Source organism: Brevundimonas sp. LF-1 (genome assembly GCF_037055305.1).
GTDB classification, from domain to species: Bacteria; Pseudomonadota; Alphaproteobacteria; order Caulobacterales; family Caulobacteraceae; genus Brevundimonas; species Brevundimonas sanguinis.
The window spans coordinates 1,473,991-1,491,397 of record NZ_CP146349.1 but is presented as its reverse complement, the minus strand read 5'-3'; the positions used below and the strand labels follow the sequence as shown (position 1 = coordinate 1,491,397).

General features: G+C 67.2%; 21 protein-coding genes and 3 pseudogenes. 8 read left to right on the top strand and 16 right to left on the bottom strand.

The features are described 5' to 3' along the window. Nucleotides 1-28: 28 nt before the first annotated feature. Complete coding sequence (locus V8F63_RS08155; RefSeq protein WP_392352810.1) at nucleotides 29-832, top strand: hypothetical protein; 804 nt, start codon at nucleotides 29-31, stop codon at nucleotides 830-832. A gap of 11 nt (nucleotides 833-843) precedes the next feature. On the opposite strand, the gene V8F63_RS08150 is transcribed toward V8F63_RS08155, so the two are convergent. After that, nucleotides 844-984, bottom strand: a complete 141-nt coding sequence (locus tag V8F63_RS08150) for a hypothetical protein (RefSeq protein ID WP_253119745.1) — start codon at nucleotides 982-984, stop codon at nucleotides 844-846. Nucleotides 985-1,143: 159 nt separating this feature from the next. Between V8F63_RS08150 and V8F63_RS08145 the strand changes: the two are divergent. Next, nucleotides 1,144-2,773 (top strand): annotated as a pseudogene (locus tag V8F63_RS08145) (peptide chain release factor 3). 46 nt (nucleotides 2,774-2,819) lie between these two features. Here V8F63_RS08145 and V8F63_RS08140 read toward each other — a convergent pair. The 3 genes from V8F63_RS08140 to V8F63_RS08130 all read right to left on the bottom strand — a co-directional run bounded on the left by V8F63_RS08140 (nucleotide 2,820) and on the right by V8F63_RS08130 (nucleotide 3,797). Further along, the gene (locus V8F63_RS08140; RefSeq protein ID WP_392352809.1) at nucleotides 2,820-3,059 is read right to left on the bottom strand and encodes a hypothetical protein; all 240 of its coding nucleotides are present in this window, start codon (nucleotides 3,057-3,059) and stop codon (nucleotides 2,820-2,822) included. Then, on the bottom strand, nucleotides 3,053-3,322 hold the full coding sequence (locus V8F63_RS08135) for a hypothetical protein (RefSeq protein ID WP_392352808.1): 270 nt from the start codon (nucleotides 3,320-3,322) through the stop codon (nucleotides 3,053-3,055). The genes V8F63_RS08140 and V8F63_RS08135 overlap by 7 nt, the downstream gene beginning before the upstream one ends. Before the next feature lie 91 nt (nucleotides 3,323-3,413). After that, nucleotides 3,414-3,797: a hypothetical protein gene (locus V8F63_RS08130; RefSeq protein ID WP_392352807.1), complete on the bottom strand. Its 384-nt coding sequence runs from the start codon at nucleotides 3,795-3,797 to the stop codon at nucleotides 3,414-3,416. A 97-nt stretch (nucleotides 3,798-3,894) separates the two neighbouring features. Here V8F63_RS08130 and V8F63_RS08125 point away from each other — a divergent pair, with 97 nt between their 5' ends. From V8F63_RS08125 to V8F63_RS08110, 4 genes are all read left to right on the top strand, one after another. Then, on the top strand, nucleotides 3,895-4,275 hold the full coding sequence (locus V8F63_RS08125; protein ID WP_134579903.1) for a hypothetical protein: 381 nt from the start codon (nucleotides 3,895-3,897) through the stop codon (nucleotides 4,273-4,275). A gap of 347 nt (nucleotides 4,276-4,622) precedes the next feature. Continuing rightward, nucleotides 4,623-5,687 carry a hypothetical protein gene (locus tag V8F63_RS08120; RefSeq protein ID WP_392352806.1) on the top strand — a complete coding sequence of 355 codons (1,065 nt, stop codon included), beginning with the start codon at nucleotides 4,623-4,625 and terminating at the stop codon, nucleotides 5,685-5,687. A gap of 123 nt (nucleotides 5,688-5,810) precedes the next feature. Next, entirely contained in the window at nucleotides 5,811-6,164 is a 354-nt protein-coding gene (gene grxD, locus V8F63_RS08115; protein ID WP_134579900.1) for a Grx4 family monothiol glutaredoxin, read from the top strand. 20 nt (nucleotides 6,165-6,184) lie between these two features. Next, nucleotides 6,185-6,610 carry an acyl-CoA thioesterase gene (locus V8F63_RS08110; protein ID WP_025978462.1) on the top strand — a complete coding sequence of 142 codons (426 nt, stop codon included), beginning with the start codon at nucleotides 6,185-6,187 and terminating at the stop codon, nucleotides 6,608-6,610. On the opposite strand, the gene V8F63_RS08105 is transcribed toward V8F63_RS08110, so the two are convergent. The 7 genes and pseudogenes from V8F63_RS08105 to V8F63_RS08075 form a co-directional block, all read right to left on the bottom strand. Further along, a complete protein-coding gene (locus V8F63_RS08105; RefSeq protein WP_392354997.1) occupies nucleotides 6,607-6,852 on the bottom strand; it encodes a hypothetical protein in 246 nt (81 codons plus the stop codon). The genes V8F63_RS08110 and V8F63_RS08105 overlap by 4 nt on opposite strands. A gap of 136 nt (nucleotides 6,853-6,988) precedes the next feature. Then, entirely contained in the window at nucleotides 6,989-7,117 is a 129-nt protein-coding gene (locus V8F63_RS08100) for a hypothetical protein (protein ID WP_262922409.1), read from the bottom strand. A gap of 307 nt (nucleotides 7,118-7,424) precedes the next feature. Then, nucleotides 7,425-8,179, bottom strand: a pseudogene (locus tag V8F63_RS08095) (GGDEF domain-containing phosphodiesterase). Nucleotides 8,180-8,309: 130 nt separating this feature from the next. Beyond that, nucleotides 8,310-9,353 (bottom strand): annotated as a pseudogene (locus tag V8F63_RS08090) (MHYT domain-containing protein); the annotation flags it as partial. A gap of 311 nt (nucleotides 9,354-9,664) precedes the next feature. Next, on the bottom strand, nucleotides 9,665-10,045 hold the full coding sequence (locus V8F63_RS08085) for a lipoprotein (RefSeq protein ID WP_025978465.1): 381 nt from the start codon (nucleotides 10,043-10,045) through the stop codon (nucleotides 9,665-9,667). 158 nt (nucleotides 10,046-10,203) lie between these two features. Continuing rightward, on the bottom strand, nucleotides 10,204-10,821 hold the full coding sequence (gene rpsD, locus V8F63_RS08080; protein ID WP_025978466.1) for a 30S ribosomal protein S4: 618 nt from the start codon (nucleotides 10,819-10,821) through the stop codon (nucleotides 10,204-10,206). Between the two features lie 167 nt (nucleotides 10,822-10,988). After that, a complete protein-coding gene (locus V8F63_RS08075) occupies nucleotides 10,989-11,603 on the bottom strand; it encodes a superoxide dismutase (RefSeq protein WP_025978467.1) in 615 nt (204 codons plus the stop codon). A gap of 70 nt (nucleotides 11,604-11,673) precedes the next feature. Between V8F63_RS08075 and V8F63_RS08070 the strand changes: the two genes are divergently transcribed. Beyond that, nucleotides 11,674-11,979: a hypothetical protein gene (locus tag V8F63_RS08070; protein WP_392354996.1), complete on the top strand. Its 306-nt coding sequence runs from the start codon at nucleotides 11,674-11,676 to the stop codon at nucleotides 11,977-11,979. 15 nt (nucleotides 11,980-11,994) lie between these two features. On the opposite strand, the gene V8F63_RS08065 is transcribed toward V8F63_RS08070, so the two are convergent. The 5 genes from V8F63_RS08065 to fliQ all read right to left on the bottom strand — a co-directional run bounded on the left by V8F63_RS08065 (nucleotide 11,995) and on the right by fliQ (nucleotide 16,420). After that, a complete protein-coding gene (locus V8F63_RS08065; protein WP_392354995.1) occupies nucleotides 11,995-13,392 on the bottom strand; it encodes an ATP-binding protein in 1,398 nt (465 codons plus the stop codon). Then, the gene (locus V8F63_RS08060; RefSeq protein WP_392354994.1) at nucleotides 13,380-14,078 is read right to left on the bottom strand and encodes a hypothetical protein; all 699 of its coding nucleotides are present in this window, start codon (nucleotides 14,076-14,078) and stop codon (nucleotides 13,380-13,382) included. Before V8F63_RS08060 ends, V8F63_RS08065 begins: the two co-directional genes overlap by 13 nt. 223 nt (nucleotides 14,079-14,301) lie before the next feature. Beyond that, on the bottom strand, nucleotides 14,302-15,378 hold the full coding sequence (gene flhB / locus V8F63_RS08055) for a flagellar biosynthesis protein FlhB (RefSeq protein ID WP_303683451.1): 1,077 nt from the start codon (nucleotides 15,376-15,378) through the stop codon (nucleotides 14,302-14,304). Then, nucleotides 15,371-16,141 (bottom strand): flagellar biosynthetic protein FliR, encoded by a 771-nt coding sequence (gene fliR / locus V8F63_RS08050; protein ID WP_303705818.1) that lies wholly within the window; start codon nucleotides 16,139-16,141, stop codon nucleotides 15,371-15,373. Before fliR ends, flhB begins: the two co-directional genes overlap by 8 nt. 15 nt (nucleotides 16,142-16,156) lie before the next feature. Continuing rightward, on the bottom strand, nucleotides 16,157-16,420 hold the full coding sequence (gene fliQ / locus V8F63_RS08045; protein WP_024353554.1) for a flagellar biosynthesis protein FliQ: 264 nt from the start codon (nucleotides 16,418-16,420) through the stop codon (nucleotides 16,157-16,159). Nucleotides 16,421-16,569: 149 nt separating this feature from the next. On the opposite strand from fliQ, the gene folE reads away from it, so the two are divergent. Then, nucleotides 16,570-17,157, top strand: coding sequence for a GTP cyclohydrolase I FolE (folE, locus tag V8F63_RS08040; protein WP_025978472.1), 588 nt, complete (start codon nucleotides 16,570-16,572; stop codon nucleotides 17,155-17,157). Nucleotides 17,158-17,407: the final 250 nt, after the last annotated feature.

The window sequence follows — 17,407 nt, the reverse complement described above, 5'->3', positions numbered from 1 at the left end:
GCCCCAGATTGCGGTCACAGATCCGCAGATGGCGATCAGTCGGCTGTCGAAAGCCCAAGCGGACGCCATCTGGCTGGACGTGCGCCTCGATAACGCGCCGATCAAGCCTCCGGCCGAGGAGGAGACCGAAGATGAAACTCAATCAGAAGCGCAAAAGGCGCGTCGGGTTCGCGAGCGCAAAGAGGCGAGCGAAAACCGGGCCGAGTTGATCCGCTCGGCCTTCGCCCTAGGCGAACTTCACGCAGACTCCGATGTGGGCCATCTGCTCACCGCCCGTGCCCACAGGCTGTCACAACGCCCCGATTTGGCGCTGGCGGCGCTGGCGCCGAGCCTCGACGCCAACACGAACAACGCCCAGGTCCTGCGTGTCGCCGCCCTGGCGCTGCTGGACCAGACCGAAGCGGCGGAGTCAGTCGACGACGCCAATGAGCTTCGCCGTCAGGCCTCCATCTATCTGGCCCGTGCGATGGACGCCGAGCCACTGGATTTCCGTATCTATCTGGGTCTGAACGACGTACGAAACGGCCAGCCGCGCTATCCGACGGATAACGACATCTCCACCCTCGAGGTCGCCTGCGCCCTGGCGCCGCAGTCCTTCGACTGCCGCACCCGGTTGGCCCACGCCTATATGGCGCGCGGCATGAACCCGGAGGCGATCGCGGTCCTGACGCCGGTGGCTAACAGCCCCCATTCCAGCGGCTACAAGCGCCAGGCGCGAGCCATGATCAACCGCGCGCGACAGGCCCTACACCAGGCTCCGCTGGAAACAGGACCGGAGCCTGACGACGAAGACGACGCCGATGCGCCGGGTCAGGCCGCCGACGCCGCCTGACCTGAAAGGTGTTAGAGCAGGACGCCAAACACCGTGTGCACGACGGCTGCGGCCAGAACGATCAGGGCGAACCCGGCCAGAAAGCAGACCAGCGGATGAATCTTGGACGCGTTCGGTGCAGGCGCGACCTTGCCTGGGTGGACCAGAGCCATGACGTTTTCCCTTCCCTAGTGCGGCGAACTCATGGCCCGCCGTCTCCCAGAAACGAGGATGCCTCGAATAACCCTCATAGGCGAAGGGTCTCTCACGCCATCGTGAACGTCGACAATTGAGCGCCGGCGCGCTAGGTCGCGCCTCCTAAAGGAAGCTCCATGTCCAAACTGACCCTCGCTCAGGAGGCCGATCGCCGTCGGACCTTCGCCATCATCGCTCACCCCGACGCCGGTAAGACGACGCTGACCGAGCATATCCTGCTGGCGGGCGGCGCCGTGCGGGCTGCCGGCGCGGTCAAGGCGCGCGGCGAGAACCGCCGGGCGCGTTCGGACTGGATGAAGATCGAGAAGGAACGGGGCATCTCGGTCACCGCCTCGGTCATGACGTTCGAGCACGACGGCAAGATGTTCAACCTGCTGGACACGCCGGGGCACGAGGACTTCTCGGAAGACACCTATCGCACCCTGACCGCCGCCGACTGCGCCATCATGGTGCTGGACGCCGCCAAGGGCATCGAGCCGCAGACGCTGAAGCTGTTCGAGGTCTGCCGCCTGCGCGACATTCCGATCATCACCTTCATCAACAAGCTGGACCGCGAAGCGCAGGACCCGATGGCCCTGCTGGACGAGCCTCGCATCGCGCCTGCAGTTGGACCCCTCGCCCATCTGGTGGCCGGCCGAGAGCGGCAATCGCCTGCGCGGCCTGGCCGAGGTCGGCGGTCAGGGCCGCTTCCAGCCCTATACGCGCAAGACCGCCGACAACGACGGCGAACACCCGGCGCCCCTGCCCTTCGATCAGGCCTCCGACTTCTTCCAGGGCACGGAGCAGGCCGACATGGTCGATGCGCTGGAACTGGTCGAGGCGGGCTATAAGCCGTTCGATCATCAGGCGTTTCTGGAAGGCCATATGACGCCTGTGCTGTGGGGCTCGGCCCTGCGTCACTTCGGCATCGAGGAGCTGCTGAAGGCCATCGGCGAGTGGGCCCCGCCGCCCAAGACCATGAAGGCCCGCAAGGAGGCGCCGCCCGAAACCCGCAACGCCCCCGCGCCCGAAGACATCACGGTCGAACCCAGCAAGGACGAAGTCACCGGCTTCGTCTTCAAGGTCCAGGCCAACATGGACCCTAACCACCGCGACCGCATCGCCATGTTCCGCATGGCCTCGGGCAGCTTCAAGCGCGGCATGAAACTGAAGGTCCAGAACACCGGAAAGCAGCTGTCGGTGAACGCCCCGATCATGTTCTTCGCCTCGGACCGGGAACTGGCCGAAGAGGCCTATGCCGGCGACGTCATCGGCATTCCCAACCACGGCGTGCTGCGCGTCGGCGACAGCCTGTCGGAGAGCGGCCTGGTGCGCTTTGCGGGCCTGCCCAACTTCGCGCCGGAAATCCTGCAGCGCGTCCGCGTCAAGGACCCGCTGAAGGCCAAGCACCTGCAAAAGGCGCTGGTTGGTCTGGCCGAGGAAGGCGTGACCCAGCTGTTCCGCCCGGAACTGGGCGCGGACTTCATCGTCGGCGCCGTGGGCCAGCTGCAGTTCGAGGTCATGGCCGACCGCCTAGGCGAGGAATACGGCCTGGACGTCATGTTCGAGCCGTCGCCTTATGCCGAGGCCCGCTGGGTGTCCGGAGCCAAGGCCGACCTTGAGGACTTCGCCGGCAAGTACCGACCCCAGATGGCCGCCGATATCGACCAGAACCCGGTCTTCCTGGCCAAGTCGAGCTGGGAGACGGGCTACGTCTCCGAACGCTTCCCCAAGGTCGCCTTCTCGAAGACCAAGGAACGGGGCTGACCGATCACGCGCTGGCGCGGGCGGGCGCGCCTTCCCGCGCCAAACTCTAGAACCACGGCAGGAAGATCTGGATCAGCGGGCCGATGCCCACGGCGAAGACGATGGTGCCGACGCCGACCGAGCCGCCCAGCAGCCAGCCGCCGGCCAGGACGCTGAGCTCGATCAGCATCCGCGACACGCGGATCGACCACCCCAGCCGCTGGTTCAGCCCGACCATCAGGCCGTCGCGCGGCCCCGTCCCCATGCCCGCCCCGATATAGGCCGCCGCGCCTACGGCGGTCAGCACGACGCCCCCGCCATGAAGGCCAGCCGAAGCGGCAGAGTGGTCATCTCAGGCATGACCGCCAGCGCCGCATCCATCGACAGGCCGATGACGAAGATGTTGAACAGAGTGCCGATACCCGGCTTCTGCCGCAGCGGAATCCACGTCAGCATCACCACCACGCCCATCAGGATGGAGGCGGTCCCCAGGCTCATGCCCGTGCGCAGCGACAGGCCCTGATGGAAGACGTTCCACGGATCCAAGCCCAGATTGGCCCGCACCATCATGGCGGCGGCGACGCCATACAGGCACAGGCCGATTGAAGCTGGATGAAGCGGCGCATGAACATGGCCCCCTTCTGCCTGATCGCGCCGGGAATTACAGGTCCGGCTTTCGTCTGAGCCCGAAGGTCATGGCGGCCATGACGAGACAGACGCCGCTGGACAGCAGCATGGCCAGCCCCGCCGAGGCATCCAGCACCACCTCGTAAAGCGCCGGAGCCGCCGCCTGGACGAAGCGGGCGGGCGTCAGCATCAGGGCCTGTCGCGCGCCATAGTTCTCGCGCCCGAACAGATGCAGCGGCAGGAGGCCCGAGGCCACCGCCAGCAGGCCGTTGCCCGCCCCCTGGCCCATGGCGACGGCGCCCGCCGCCCCCTTGCCGCCGACGAAGGCGATCAGGGCGCCGAGCGGATGCAGCAGGGCCGCCGTCAGTTCCTGCGTTGGCTCGGCGATCAGGGGCGCGCCATGCCCGACGCCCCGCATGCAACCTGAAGCTTAGCTGAACACGTCTTTCATCCTTCACGGGGACGTGGTTCTCTATTAGGGCCAGATTGGCGCTCCCCGCGCCTGTGGAGTTCAGATGTTCATCCTTGTCGTCACCGCCGCCATGGCGCTGGCCCAGACCTCGGCGAAGACCCAACCTTCGCCCCAGGCTCCGGCTCCAGCGCCCAGCGCCCGGCTCGTCTCCTATGACGAGGCGGTGCGTTGCGCCGGTTTGACACAGGCGGCGTCCGAACTGGAGGGCGGAGAGAGCCGTTATGGCCGCTCGCTCTATGACGCCGCCCTCTACTGGTCCCTGGCGGCCATGCAGGCGGCGACCGTCGCCGGACGCAATCCCGCCGTGGCGGAAACGGAACAGACTCGCGCCCGTCTGGACGCCGTGCGTCGCCTTTCCGCCGGAGAATCCGAGGCTCGCGCGACCTTGCAGCGCTGCCGTCAGAAGGCGCCCCGCCTGGGCTGAGGCCGCGTCGCGCAGCCATCCAACACGGCGGGCCCTCGCCCTGCCGCCCGGAAAGTTGTGCATATGGTTAAGGCGAACCGTTCCAACGGCGCTGCGTTTGCTTGGTCGACCCAGGGATCATCCTCTTGATCCCGAAGCGGGACGATGCAGGCGGCGATAGAGGCGAATGTTCGATTCGGCAGAGATCTCAGACGGCTGTTCGAGAAGGCGCGCGACAGCGACGACCTTGGGTGGCTGGAGCTGATCGGCGTGGGCCTGGTCGAGGTCGAGGCGCGCCAGCAAGCCACCGACGCCGGGCGCGTGTCTTGCACCCGCCCCTTTGACGCCGCCTTGCGCGCCGCCGCCCTGTGGCGCGAGCACGCGCGTCGCTGCGGCGCCCCGGCAGTCTGGAGCGCGCCGAAAGCAGCGGCCGCGACGCCGCCCGCCACGCGGCCAACGGCGATCAGGCGGTGCGCGCCGCCCTGGACCTGGCGGCCACCGCCATGCTGGCCTTCGACCTTCGCGGCGGGCCAGAACGCCTCACCGCCGCCCTCGATTTGTTGAGCGACCTGCCTGCGGCGCGGCGGGTGGATACGGTCGCGGCGGCGGCTGCGCTGCACGCCCGCCTGCGCGCGCGGCTGGCGCTTCTGTCCGGCCGCCTTTCGGAGATGCACGAGGCCGCCAGCCTGCTGGAAACCGCGCTGGCCAACCTAAAGGGCCCGCGCACCGTGGAAGACGAGATACGGCTGGACCGCGCCGCGTTGGTTCTGGACATCGGCCTGACCGCGCGCGATCCCCAGATGCTGGATCAGGCCGGCCGCGACCTGCGCGCCCTTGTCGAGGCGGCCGCTCCGGAACAGAGGCCGCTGAGCCGCGCCCGCGCCCTGGCCCTTTGCGCAGCCGGCATGGCGGCCTTGGCGGCCGTCGCCGACGCCCCCGCCGCCCGCGATCAGGCCCAGGCTATGTTCGACGTGGCCGCCCAGTTGTTCACCCCCGATCACAGCCCGCTGGACTGGGCCGCCATCCAGGTCATGCGCGCCGAGCGGGAGACCCTGCCGTCGGTGGTGCTGATCCAGGCTGAGGCGCTGACCGAAGGCGGGGGCCTGATCCTGGGCGCCCTGGCCCATGAGCAGCGGGTGGCCCAGGACGCCGCCCGCGCCAGCGCCGCCGGCGACCTGACCGCCTTGCTGGATATCGAGACCAGCCTGCGGCGCCGTCTGGCGCGGCCTTCGGTCACGGCCACGCCGCTGGACTGGGCGGCCGAACAGATCGGCCTGGCGCGGGTGGCGCTGGCCCGGGCGCGGTGGACCGGCGAAAGCCCCCGCGGAGTCGGCCTGATGCTGACTGAAGCCGCCCAGACCGCGCGCGAGTACGGCGCCCAGACGCTGGCGGAACGGGCCGAACGGCTGACCGCACGCACGCAGTCCGCCTGAGGCGGACAGTCCGCCCTGCACCGCACCTGCACTGGCCCTGCACCGCCCCCTGCACTGGCCCGGCCTTGACCCGGCCCCAAAGGGCGCCTAGCTCACGGGCTCCTCAAGAAGGGTTTCGACACAGTGACCGAACAAACCGCCGCCGCCGATCCCGTCCACGCCTTCATCGCCCAGGCGGTGGCTGAGCATGACGTGGTGCTCTTCATGAAGGGCACGCCGGACTCGCCGCGCTGCGGCTTCTCCTCGCTGGCCGTTCAGATCCTGGATCACGTCGGCGCGCCCTTCGTCGGCGTGGACGTGCTGCAGGACGAAGCCCTGCGCGAAGGCATCAAGGCCTTCACCGACTGGCCGACCATTCCTCAGCTCTATGTGAAGGGCGAGTTCGTCGGGGGTTCGGACATCGTGCGCGAGATGTTCCAGTCGGGCGAGCTTCAGGCCCTGATGGCCGAGAAGGGCGTCGCCCTCGGCGAAGCGTAAGCCGAGCGGAGCCTGAACCGATGGCTCGGCCGCAGCTTCAGCCGCGTGAAGACCGCGAGGTCTTCGTCGTGCCGCTGGAGGTGCGGCCGGAGCACATCGACGAGAACAACCACGTCAACAACGTCGTCTACGTCGGCTGGCTGCAGGATGTCGGCACGGCGCACTGGAACGCGCGTTTTGACGAGGAGACGCGCGCGAAATGGGCCTGGCTGGCCCTGCGTCATGAGATCGACTACCTGCGCGCCATCGAACCGGATGCGACAGGCGTGATCGCCCGCACCTGGGTCGGCGATCCGCAGGGGCCGCGCTTCAATCGCTATGTCCGTATTGAGGACGCCCAAGGCCGCCTGTGCGCCCAAGGGCTTTCCGAATGGTGCCTGGTCGACGCCAGAACCCTGCGTCCGGCCCGCATCCCGAAAGAGATGCTGGGGCCGTTTCAAGCCTAGAGGCTGATGGGGTTCAGCACGCGCACCGGCTGGCCCGGCTCAAGACCCAGTTCGGCGTAGGTCCAGCTGACCGTAACGCCTTCGGGAACCAGAGCCTTGCACAGGTCCGGCGTACGGCGCGTCAACGTCAGTTCGGCCGGTTCGCCGTCCTTGATCTTGACCTCGAAGCTGGAGGTCTCGGTGCAGCCGTTGGACCCGACCACGACATTCAGCCGCTGACCGTCGAAGTCGACCTGGCGCACGGCTTCAAGCGCCTCGACGCGCGTCGTCCCCTGATCGGCGACGATGGAGATCTTCTCGCCCCCTCGTTCGAATAGATGACGCAGCCGCCCAGCAGGGGCAGCAGGGCGGCCGCAGCCAGAACAACAGCCCGCCGCATCAGTTCGCCTCAGCCGGGGCCGAGTGGATGACGCGCGTGGTCGGCTTCTCGGTGGCGATGATGATGCAGCCCGACAGCATGGGCGCGGCGACCGCAGCGGCGGCGAGAGCGATGATGAGACGACGCATAGGATTTTCCCGTGTTGATTGGCCCAAGACTGCCAGCGTCGCCGTTCCGGATCACGTGAATAATCGGAAAGGCTGCGGCCGGGCGGCTCAGGCGGCCGTTCTGGCCGTCGCCGTCGCCGGGATCACGGCGGCGCCATGCGACAGGGCGTCAGCCTCGGGCTGGGGCCGGCCCAGCAGGTAGCCTTGCACCTCATTACAGCCCTGAGCGCAGGAAGGCCAGTTGCTCGGCCGTCTCCACGCCCTCGGCCAGCACCGGGATCGACAGGCTTTCGCCGATGGTCAAAACCGCGCGGATGATGGCGCGCGACTACGCCGCTCCGTCCAGCTCCAGCATGAAGGAGCGGTCCAGCTTGATCTTGTCGAAGGGGAAGGCCTTCAGCGTCGACAGGGAGGAATAGCCGGTGCCGAAGTCGTCCATCGCCACCGTGACGCCCAGCGCCTTCAGCTGACGCAGGACATGGGTGGTGCGCTCCATGTCGGTGATCATCGCCGTCTCGGTGATTTCCAGCTCAAGGCGCGACGGCGACAGGCCGGTCTCGATCGGATCTGATGCACCAGACGCGGCAGGTCGACATGGCTCAGCTGGACCGGCGACAGATTGACCGCAATGCGGTGCGGCTCGGCCCAGGCGGCGGCCTGACGGCAGGCCTGACGCAGGACCCATTCGCCGATCGGCAGGATCAGCCCGGTCTCCTCGGCCACGGGGATGAAGTCTACGGGCGAGATATAGCGGCCCTCGTCGTTCTTCCAGCGAAGCAGGACTTCATAGCCCGTCGCCTTGCCCGTCTCGACCGAGGCCTGCACCTGATAGTGCAGTTCGAACTGCTCGCGCTCCAGCGCCTCGCGCAGGGCCTGCGTGACCCGGCGGCGCGCACGCACGGCCTGATCCATGTCCGCCTCATAGAAGCAGACGTCCTGCGTCAGCGAGGCCTTGGCGCGATACATGGCCAGGTCCGCATTGTTGATCAGGGTCGAAACGTCCCGCGCGTCTACCGGCCACAGCGACACGCCGATGCTGGCGCCGCACGACAGGTCGGCGTGCTCTATGGTGACGGTTTCCATCACCGCTTTTCGCAGGCGTTCGGCGACGGCGAGGCCTGATCCCGGCCGGCGACCGACGCCAGGGCCAGGAATCTCCGCCCTGACGCGCAATGGATTCGCCCTCGTGCAGGGCCGCCTTCATCCGCTCGGCGATGACGCACAGAAGCTGGTCGCCCACGGCATGGCCGTACAGGTCGTTCACCTCCTTGAAGCGATCGAGGTCGAGGGCGAACAGAGCCAGGGTCTCGCCTTCCGCCGCCGTCTTCTTCAGCCGGGTCAGCCGCTCCAGGAATGAGGCCCGGTTGGGCAGACCCGTCAGGCTGTCGTTCCTCGCCAGATGGGCGATCCGCCGTTCCTGGGCCATACGGTCGCGCAGATCGCGCACGGCGTAGATCATGACGCCGCCGGCGGTCGTCTGGTCGCGACGGGCCGACAGTTCGACGGCGATGTCTCCGGCCTGGGTCCGCAGCACGGTCTGGGCCACCGCGCCGTCCCCGAGACGATGAGCGTCCTCGACCCATTGCTCCAGACTTGCCCCCACCAGGGCTTCGCGCTCGACCCCCAGCAGGGTCGCCAGGACTTCATTGGCGGCGATGATGGCCCCGTCGCGTTCGATCGCCATGCCGTCGACGCTGCTGTCGATCAGATACTGTTGACGCTCACGGTGCAGAGCGTGCGCCTGGCTGTCCAGAAAGTGGCTGGCGGCCCCTGCCCCCAGCACCAGCAACCCCACGCCGGCAACGCCCAGCGCCAGCACATGCTGGGCGTCCTGCCCCGTCAGAACGCCGTCCGTGGCGGCGAAGGGGATCACCGCCATCGCCGCCATCGCGGTGAAATGCAGACAGACGATGCCCAGGACCATGGCGGCGGCTCCCTTTGGGCGAGCGAACCGGTCGTCAGCACGAGCGCTGAACTGGAAGGCGACGGCCCCGAAGACGACCGAACCGATCAAGGCCACGGCGACATAGGCGTAGGACCAGTGCACCACGGCCTCCACCGCCATGGCCGCCATGCCGACAAAGTGCATGGCGGCGACCGCCAGGCCGAACACCGCCCCGCCCAGCGCAGGCATGAAGCGCCCCCGGATCGTCGCTCCGCCCAACGCCAGGCCGACGCCGACAATGGCGATAGCCAAGGACACCCCGGTGAGCAGCGGCTCATAAGCGATCTCGACGCCGGGTCGATAGGCGATCATGGCGACAAAATGGGTGCACCAGATGGTGGCGCCGCCGGCCAGCGCGCCCAGGAACACCCAAGACGCCAGCGACACGCCGCGCTCTTCCCTGACCCGCCGCAAAAGTCCGCAGGTAACCCAGCTACCGACCAGGCAGATGAAAGCCGCCAAGGCCACCAGACCGAAATGGTGATCTTCGGTCAGACACGAGAGGACGCGCATACTAGGGGGACGCCAGACATGAGAAAACGGTCGGCCCTTCTATGACCGAGGCCTTAAACGCGTCTGTCTGAGCGTAGCTAACAAAAGCTGAAAATTCAGCTCGATCCGACCTATTGGGTCACGCCCTCGTCCCCGTTCAACAGATAGGGGTTGTTGACGACCACATTGGCGCCGGGCGGCAGACCCAGCTCCTCAAAAGTCCATTGCAACTGGACGCCGTCCTTGACCGGACGAGTGCAACGGTCCTCGTCCAGGCGGCGCAGCGTGATGACCGCCGAATCCTTCAGCCGCGTGATGAACGGCTTTACGTCGGCCTTGTCGGTGCAGCCGTTGGAGCTGACGCGAAACACCGCCAGGTCGCGCGTGAAGGCGGCGGCGTGGATCGGCTCCAGCTGGCCCGGCATGCCTTCGGTCCGCACCAGTTCGCCCGGGGCATGCGCGCAGGCGGCGAGCCCGGCGGCCAGAACCAGACCAAAGAAAGACCTTCTCATGTTCGGCCTCCCTGGGCGCGATCCTGATGATTATCCATTGTGCGCTCAATTGGCCCGAAAGTGAACCGTCAAGGCCGCAATATGAACAAAGAAAGGCCCCGGCGACGCCGGGGCCTTCCAAAGAACCTTGGCCAAGAAGCTTGGCAGATCCGTCGAACTTACGAGGAGTAGTATTCGACGACCAGGTTCGGCTCCATCTTCACCGGGTACGGCACGTCGGACAGTTCCGGCACGCGGCCGTAACGGACCGAGAAACCGCGATCGCCCAGTTCCAGATAGTCGGGCAGGTCACGCTCGCCCGACTGCTGGGCTTCCAGCACCAGGGCCATGTTGCGCGACTTTTCCTTGACCTCGATGACGTCGCCGACCTTCACGCGGTAAGAGCCGATGTCGACCTTCTTGCCGTTGACGGTGACGTGGCCGTGCGAGACGAACTGACGGGCGGCCCAGACGGTCGGCACGAACTTGGCGCGGTAGACGATGGCGTCCAGGCGCGATTCCAGCAGACCGATCAGGTTTTCCGAGGTGTTGCCCTTGCGGCGGGCGGCTTCGGCGTAAGTCGCCGCGAATTGCTTCTCGGTGATGTTGCCGTAGTAGCCCTTCAGCTTCTGCTTGGCCTTCAGCTGCAGACCAAAGTCAGAGACCTTGGACTTGCGGCGCTGACCGTGCTGGCCGGGGCCGTAGGAGCGCTTGTTGACAGGAGACTTGGCGCGACCCCACAGGTTTTCACCCATGGCCCGGTCGAGCTTGTACTTGGCGCTATGGCGCTTGGACATATGTCACTCTTCATCATGATGCGGCCCGGCCCCTCCCCGATTGGAGCGGCGATCTCAACGGCGGTCCACGCATCGTCCGTAATAGACATCGCGCCTCGGGACGAACCCGATGCGAGAAGGGCGGGCTTATGAAGGCCCGCCCTTCCTGAGTCAAGCAAACCGAAGGCTCAGCCCTTGGCGGCTTCGTACAGTTCGTTGACCTTGTTCCAGTTCACCACCGACCAGAAGGCCTTGAGGTAGTCGACGCGGCGGTTCTGGTACTTGAGGTAATAGGCGTGCTCCCACACGTCGGCGGCCAGCAGGACGGCGCCCTTTTCGGCCGCGTCGTCCATCAGCGGGTTGTCCTGGTTCGGGGTCGAGGTGACCTTCAGCTTGCCGTCCTGCAGGATCAGCCAGGCCCAGCCCGAACCGAACTGACCGGCGCCGGCCGCGTCGAAATCAGCCTTGAACTTGTCCATGCCGCCCAGTTCGGCGTCGATCTTGGCGGCCAGTTCGGCCGAGGGCTCGCCGCCCGTGCCGACCGGGGCCAGCAGTTCCCAGAACAGGCTGTGGTTCCACACGCCGCCGCCGTTGTTGCGGATCGACTTGGGCAGCTTGGACATCATCGCGAAGATCTCTTCCAGCGACTTGCCTTGCGCCTCGGGCGTGGCGTCGACGAACTTGTTCAGGTTGTCGACGTAGGTCTGATGGTGCTTGTCGTGGTGGAAGGTCATCGTCTCCTTGTCGATGGCCGGCTCCAGCGCGTCATAGGCGTAGGGCAGCGGGGGCAGGGTGAAGGCCATGGGAGACTCCTCTTTACGGCGTGTGATTCCTCTGGACCCTATCTAGGGCCGCGCGCGCCAGACCCAAGCCTTGAACGTCGCCTTTGTTCACAATTGTCGAGCTAAGGCCGGTTTTCGGAACCTAAAGCGGCAAATAACGGTTTTCCGCACGCCCCGGACCGTCATTGCGGTCGCTTTTCAAGGATGGTGCATCATGCCTGTCCGTTCTCGCGACGCCTTCCTCTCCGACGCCGAAGCGGAAAGCCTGCGCCTGCGGTTGCTGGAGGTGATTCCACGTCTGCGCCGTCATCAGTTGCTTGATCTCGCCGACACCCTGCACGAAGCCGCGCGGGAGCGGCGCTGGTCTTCGGAAGATCGCCTCGACCTCAGGGCTTGACGCCCTCGCCCTGAATCAGCTCGCGTGAAGCTCCTGCTTCACGCGCTCGGCCAGGGTCTTGATGTCCAGCGGCTTGGGCAGGAAGGACACGCCGACCTCGTCCTGCAGCAGGTCCGAGAAGTCGCTCTCGGCATAGCCCGAGATGAACATGACCGGCGCGTCGCCAAGGAACGGCCGCGCCTTGCGCAGCAGCGACGGGCCGTCCAGCCCGGGCATGATGACGTCCGAGATCAGCATGTCGATCTGGCCCGCCCACTCCTCAGCCAGGATCAGAGCCTCCTCGCCATCGGCGGCCTCGATCACCTCATAGCCGCGCTGGCGCAGCAGGCGGGCGGCGATGCCGCGCACGGCCGCCTCGTCCTCGACAAACAGAATGCGGCCGGCGCCCGACAGGTCGCGCGGCGCCTTGACGACCTTCTCGACCGCCGGGGCCTCGACCAGTTCCTCGGCCGTGGCCGCGGGCAGGAAGATGCGGAAGGCCGCGCCGGCGCCATCTAGGTTGACGACAGTGATGTGGCCGCCCGCTTGCTGGGCGATGCCGTAGACGGTGGCCAGCCCCATACCCGTCCCCTCGTTCACCGCCTTGGTGGTGAAGAAGGGCTCGAAGATCTTGTCCAGCAGGGCCGCTGGCACGCCGGGGCCGGTGTCCGAGACCTCGATCAGGGCGACCTCTTCGGGGGCCTCGCGCCAGCCCAGATCCCGAGCCTGCGCGCCCGTCAGGCGGCGCGTCTTGATGGTGACCACGCCCGCGCCCGGCTCGACCACGCCGCGCATGGCGTCGCGGGCGTTGACGGCCAGGTTCATCACCGCCGTCTCCAGCTGGCTCTTGTCGGCCAGCACCAGCGGCAGGTCGCGGCCGTAGTCGGTCTCCAGCCGCACGTCCTCGCGCAGCAGGCGGCGCAGCAGCACGGCGAACTCGCCGACCAGTTCGCCCAGGTCCAGCCGCTCGCGCCGCACCGTCGACTTGCGCGAGAAAGCCAGCAGCTTGCGCACCAGATCGGCGGCGCGGATGGCCGTCTGACGAATCTCGTTCAGCCCGTCATAGGACGGATCGCCGACCGGGTGCCGCTCCAGCAGGCCGGAAAGCTGCAGCTGGATCGCCGTCAGCAGGTTGTTGAAGTCGTGCGCGACGCCGCCCGCCAGCTGGCCCACAGCCTGCATCTTCTGGGCCTGGGAGAGCTGCAGCTCCATCGACTTCTGCGCCGCCACATCGAACAGCCAGACGCGGCGCTTGTCGCCTTCCGGGGCGACATAGAGGTGCAACTGGCGATCCGGGTGGGCGCGGGCGATCAGCTCGATCGGGCCGGACGACCCAGCCTCCAGCTTGGTCCGGGCCTCGGCCACGCCGGCCGGGTCGAACAGGTGGCCGAAGGCGGCGTCGCCCGAGGCCGCCGGACCGGTCAGCAGGGCCATGGCCGCGTTCGGCTCCTCAGCTCGTCCTGCGAACAGGTCTTCGCCGCCGATGACGGCCGAGCCGAAGGGGCGCCTGCGGCCATGGCGCGAGCCTCGCCGGTCGAGGCGGTAGGCTGGGGCGCAGCGGGCGCAGACGGGGCCAGCGGCAGGACGGCGTCGGGCGCGGCGCGGACCAGGAAGCGCCCCTGCCCCGCCTGGCCGATCAGCACCTCCTTCTCGCGCGCGCCGATCTGGACGATGGCGCGGCCCTGCTGGCCTTCACGCGCCTGGGCGAAGGCCATGTAGAGGGCCTGAGCGGACTTGCCCCCTCCCTTACCGGACCTGGGCAGCGTGGTGACGGTCCCGTTCTCTTCGGCCCAGGCGGCGTTGTAAGCCAGCACCTGGCCCGACGGCCACACCAGGGCGGCGGGCTCGGCCAGGGCGTCCAGCATCTCGACCGCCGTATCGCCATTGGCGCGCCGCACCTCGGCCCGGCCGAAGGCGAACAGCCAGATCAGCGCCGTGGCGCCCGCCGCGAAGATCAGCATCAGACCCGGCGCGCTGAAGGCGTTGGCCCGAAAGGCCGGATAGGCGATGGCGGCGACCGCCAGGGTGAAGCCCACGGCCATGATCACCAGCAAGGGATCGAACGTCGGGCGGCGCGTCGCCTGCGCCTTCAACCTGTCTTGGGGTCGGGAAATGATCATGGCGTCTCGCCCGCGCGAATCAGGGTTCGTCAGCATACCTTCTAGCACGACGCCTCTCCCTCCCCGGGACGGGGAGGGTGGTTGAGGCCGTCAGGCCGAAGACGGGTGGGGAGGGCCAGGCGGTGCGCAGCGCGGCGCTTGATCAGCCAAGCCGCCCCCACCCGGTCGCTGCGCGACCACCCTCCCCGGGACGGGGAGGGAGAGGCGTGGCGCCCGTCTCCCCTCACCGCCGTTTCCGCTGCTGCATGACGAAGCCGATGACCTTGGCGGCCGCCTCGAAATGTTCGCGAGGGATCACATCGTCGACCTCGACCGCCGCATAGAGGGCGCGGGCCAGGGGCACGTTCTCGACGATCGGCACCTGGTGCTCCTTGGCCACCTCGCGGATGCGCAGGGCCAGGGCGTCCACGCCCTTGGCGACGCAGACGGGCGCGCCGTCGCCCTGATCTGGCTCATAGCGCAGGGCCACCGAATAGTGGGTCGGGTTGGTGATGATGACTGTGGCGTCCGGCACCGCCTGCATCATCCGCTGGCGGCCGCGCTGCATGCGGATCTGGCGCAGCTTGGCCTTCACATGGGGGTCGCCCTCGGACTGTTTGAAGTCGTCCTTCAGCTCTTCCTTGGTCATCCGCATCCGCTTGGCGAAGCGCATCCGCTGCCACAGATAGTCCATGCCCGCCGTCAGCCCCAGAAACACCAGGGCCGACACCATCAGCGCCAGCGCCAGGTCCCGCGCGAACGGCAGGATGTAGGCCGGGCTCATGGCGGCCAGTTCCTCCAGTTCGCGCACATGCGGGTTCAGCACCCAGAAACACACGGCGCCGATGGCGACCAGCTTGATGAAGGTCTTGAGGAACTGCACCACGCCGTCCGGGCCGTAGATGCGTTTGAACCCCTCCAGCGGGTTCACCTTGGACCATTTGGGCTTGATCTTGTCGGCGGTGAAGATCAGGCCCGACTGCGCCAGATTGCCCCCGACCCCGCCCAGAATGACCGCGAACGACACCGCCGCCAGAAAAGGCGTCACCACCCAGACAGCGCGCATCCCGATCTCGATGCCGGCTCCCGCCTCCAGCCCGCCGATCATGGCGTGCGGTTGCGACAGGAAGGGCATCAGCCCCTCGGCGATCTGGGTGGCGAACATGCCGCCGCCCGCCAGCAACACCCAGGCCGCGCCCGCCAGCGACAGGGCTTGCGCCACGTCCGGCGACTTGGCGACATCGCCCTTCTTGCGCGCCTGTTCGAGTTTTCGCGGGGTGGCTTCTTCTGTTTTCGACTCGGGATCGGGACCGTCAGCCAACGGCGCCTCCCGTGAAGAAGGCCGCTACCGTGCGATAGCGGTCGATGAAGACGGTGCCCAGAACCCCGAGGCTGAGGGCGAACACCGACAGCCCCAGAACGACGCTTAAGGGCGCGGCGGCGAAATAGACCTGAAAGCTGGGCATGACGCGCGCCACCAGCCCCGAAGCCAGGTTGAAGATCAGGGCGAAAACCAGCACCGGCGCCGCCAGTTGCACCCCGAGCGCGAAGCTCTGGCTCAGGGTGCGGATCGCCATCTGGGTGAAGTCCGACACGATCAGCGGCTTGGCCGGGGCGATCGCCTCATAGGATCCGACCATGCCGCCGATGAACAGATGATGGGTGTTGGTGGCGAACACCAGGGTCACGCCAAGCAGCATCAGAAAAGCCGACAGGGTCGTGCCCGGCTGGGCCTGCATCGGGTTGGCCGTCTGAGAAAAGCCGAGGGTGGTCTGCAGGGAGACGACCTCGCCCGCCGTCGTCATGGCGGTCATGAAGCTGCGCAGGATGGCGCCGATGGCCAGCCCGGTCAGCACCTCGCGGATGACCCAGCCGACGGTGGCGCCCAGGGTGGCGGGCAGGGCCGGCAGGCTGCTGGCCACGATGGGCCACAACGCCAGCGACAGCACCAGGGCCAGCGACAGCCGCACCCGCGGCGGCACATAGGATTCCCCGAAACCGGGCAGCAGCATCAGGATGGCGCCGACGCGCGCGAAGATCAGCCCGCCGGTCCAGACCTGCTCCGCCGTCGCATAGGGCTCCACCCGCCTGCCCTCGCCTTACATTCCCGCGATGCGGGCGGCGATTTCGTTCATGAACCCGCCCAGAAGCGCGCCCATCATCGGCAGAAACAGCAACAGGGCGGCGAAGACGGCCACGATCTTGGGCGCATAGACCAGGCTCTGCTCCTGAACCTGGGTCAGGGCCTGAAACAGGCCGATGGACACGCCGACGCCCAGCGCCACCGTTAGGATCGGCAGACACAGCTGAATGGTCAGCCACAGGGCGTCGCGCCCGACATCCAGAACTTCCGCGCCGTTCATCGCTGTTCCCCAAACCCGCCGAACATCAGACACGGGACAGTGGGCAGAAAATGCCGACAGGATGGTTAACGCCGCGCTAACCGTCCGGACAAAAAGTCGCTCAAGCTCGGCTCTGGCCTTCGGCGGCGGCTCGGCGCTATGAAGCGCCCATGACCGATCACGCCCCCACCCCGCCCGTCTCGCAGGAAGAAGCCGAAGCCGCCGTCCGCACCCTGATCCGCTGGGCCGGCGACAATCCCGCGCGCGAAGGCCTGATCGAGACGCCCAAGCGCGTCGCCAAATCCTATCGCGAGCTGTTCCAGGGCTATGAGGTCGAACCGCGCGACTATCTGGAAAAGACCTTCGAAGAGGTCGGCGGCTATGACGAACTGATCGTCCTGAAGGACATCCGCTTCGTCAGCTTCTGCGAACACCATATGCTGCCGGTGGTGGGCAAGGCGCACGTGGGATATCTTCCGACCGACCGGGTCGTGGGCATCTCCAAGCTGGCCCGCGTGGTGCGCGGCTACGCCCGGCGCCTGCAGATCCAGGAAAAGATGACGTCCGAGATCGCGCAAGCCATCCAGGAAGTGTTGCGCCCCGTCGGCGTCGGCGTCGTCATCGAGGCCGAGCACAGTTGCATGACCATGCGCGGCGTCGACGTTCCAGGCGCCAGCCTGTCCACCAGCTGCCTGCTGGGCGCCGTCCGCGAAGACCCGCGCACGCGTGAGGAATTCCTGCGGCTGGTGCGGGGGTAGGACCATCTTCCTTCTCCCCTTGTGGGAGAAGGTGGCAGGCGAAGCCTGACGGATGAGGGTGTAAGCGCGCCCGCCCCATCCGAAAGGCGCTTCACGCAGGCACGCGACAACAGACCGCAGCGCCGACACCCCTCATTCGGTCCTCACGGACCACCTTCTCCCACAAGGGGAGAAGGACATGGCGAGACGGCCTCTTTCCTGCATGAAACCCTCTGAACAAGGGGGTCGCCATGCTGCAGGCCGTGTTTTC

Excerpts from the sequence above, each read along its gene's own strand:
- V8F63_RS08155 (WP_392352810.1), top strand. The coding sequence starts at position 29 with ATGGCGATCAGTCGGCTGTCGAAAGCCCAAGCGGACGCCATCTGGCTG.
- V8F63_RS08150 (WP_253119745.1), bottom strand. The coding sequence starts at position 984 with ATGGCTCTGGTCCACCCAGGCAAGGTCGCGCCTGCACCGAACGCGTCC.
- V8F63_RS08135 (WP_392352808.1), bottom strand. The coding sequence starts at position 3,322 with ATGATGGTGCGGGCCAATCTGGGCTTGGATCCGTGGAACGTCTTCCAT.
- V8F63_RS08130 (WP_392352807.1), bottom strand. The coding sequence starts at position 3,797 with ATGCGGGGCGTCGGGCATGGCGCGCCCCTGATCGCCGAGCCAACGCAG.
- V8F63_RS08125 (WP_134579903.1), top strand. The coding sequence starts at position 3,895 with ATGTTCATCCTTGTCGTCACCGCCGCCATGGCGCTGGCCCAGACCTCG.
- V8F63_RS08110 (WP_025978462.1), top strand. The coding sequence starts at position 6,185 with ATGGCTCGGCCGCAGCTTCAGCCGCGTGAAGACCGCGAGGTCTTCGTC.
- V8F63_RS08100 (WP_262922409.1), bottom strand. The coding sequence starts at position 7,117 with ATGCGTCGTCTCATCATCGCTCTCGCCGCCGCTGCGGTCGCCGCGCCC.
- V8F63_RS08085 (WP_025978465.1), bottom strand. The coding sequence starts at position 10,045 with ATGAGAAGGTCTTTCTTTGGTCTGGTTCTGGCCGCCGGGCTCGCCGCC.
- rpsD (WP_025978466.1), bottom strand. The coding sequence starts at position 10,821 with ATGTCCAAGCGCCATAGCGCCAAGTACAAGCTCGACCGGGCCATGGGT.
- V8F63_RS08075 (WP_025978467.1), bottom strand. The coding sequence starts at position 11,603 with ATGGCCTTCACCCTGCCCCCGCTGCCCTACGCCTATGACGCGCTGGAG.
- V8F63_RS08065 (WP_392354995.1), bottom strand. The coding sequence starts at position 13,392 with ATGGCCCTGCTGACCGGTCCGGCGGCCTCGGGCGACGCCGCCTTCGGC.
- V8F63_RS08060 (WP_392354994.1), bottom strand. The coding sequence starts at position 14,078 with ATGATCATTTCCCGACCCCAAGACAGGTTGAAGGCGCAGGCGACGCGC.
- fliQ (WP_024353554.1), bottom strand. The coding sequence starts at position 16,420 with ATGAACGGCGCGGAAGTTCTGGATGTCGGGCGCGACGCCCTGTGGCTG.
- folE (WP_025978472.1), top strand. The coding sequence starts at position 16,570 with ATGACCGATCACGCCCCCACCCCGCCCGTCTCGCAGGAAGAAGCCGAA.